Below are 1,308 nucleotides of genomic sequence, written 5' to 3'. Positions count from 1 at the left end.
CGGGGTGTTGACGATGAGGTCGACCTGGCCGTCGTGGATGAGCTGGACGATGGTCTTCTCGCCGTCGGGGCCTTCGCCGTCGCTGAGTTTGCGGACGATGGTGGCGTTGATGCCGTTGCGGCGCAGGACCTCGGCGGTGCCGGAGGTGGCCATCAGCTCGAAGCCGTGGGCGACCAGTTCCCGGGCGGGGAAGATCATGGAGCGTTTGTCGCGGTTGGCGACGGAGATGAAGGCGCGGCCCTTGGTGGGCAGCGGGCCGTAGGCGCCGGCCTGGGATTTGGCGTAGGCGGTGCCGAAGACGGCGTCGATGCCCATGACCTCGCCGGTGGAGCGCATCTCGGGGCCCAGGACGGTGTCGACGCCGCGGCCGTGGATGTCGCGGAACCGGGACCAGGGCATGACGGCTTCCTTGACGGAGATCGGCGCGTCGATGGGCAGGGTCCCGCCGTCCCCGGTCTTGGGCAGGAGGCCCTCGGTGCGGAGTTCGGCGATGGTGGCGCCCAGGGAGATGCGGGCGGCGGCCTTGGCGAGGGGGACGGCGGTGGCCTTGGAGGTGAAGGGCACGGTCCGGGAGGCGCGGGGGTTGGCTTCCAGGACGTAGAGGATGTCCCCGGCCATGGCGAACTGGATGTTGATCAGTCCGCGGACGCCGACGCCCTTGGCGATGGCCTCGGTGGAGGTCCGCAGCCGTTTGATGTCGTAGCCGCCCAGGGTGATGGGGGGCAGGGCGCAGGCGGAGTCGCCGGAGTGGATGCCGGCTTCCTCGATGTGTTCCATGACGCCGCCGAGGTAGAGCTCGTGGCCGTCGTAGAGGGCGTCGACGTCGATCTCGATGGCGTCGTCGAGGAAGCGGTCCACCAGCACGGGGCGGGTGGGGGAGATCTCGGTGGACTCGGCGATGTAGGACTCCAGGCGGGTCTCGTCGTAGACGATCTCCATGCCGCGTCCGCCGAGCACGTAGGAGGGGCGGACCAGGACGGGGTAGCCGATCTCGTCGGCGATGGCCTTGGCGGCGGCGAAGGTGGTGGCGGTGCCGTGCTTGGGGGCGGGCAGGCCGGCTTCGGCGAGGACCTGGCCGAAGGCGCCGCGGTCCTCGGCGGCGTGGATGGCCTCCGGGGGGGTGCCGACGACGGGGACGCCGTTGTCCTTCAGGGCCTGGGCCAGGCCCAGGGGGGTCTGGCCGCCGAGCTGGACGATCACACCGGCGATGGGTCCGGCCAGGGACTCGGCGTGGACGATCTCCAGGACGTCTTCGAGGGTGAGGGGCTCGAAGTAGAGGCGGTCGGAGGTGTCGTAGTCGGTGGAGAC

Annotated in this window: 1 protein-coding gene; it reads right to left on the bottom strand. The window is 70.5% G+C overall.

What is annotated here, in order from left to right; translation table 11 throughout:
- Window positions 1-1,308 (bottom strand): ATP-binding protein (locus ACZ50K_RS37900; protein ID WP_468912041.1); only part of this gene is annotated, 1,308 nt, incomplete at both ends.

The sequence above is a fragment of the Streptomyces sp. NPDC033845 genome, from assembly GCF_055576225.1.
This window is presented reverse-complemented; position numbering and strand designations above follow the sequence as displayed.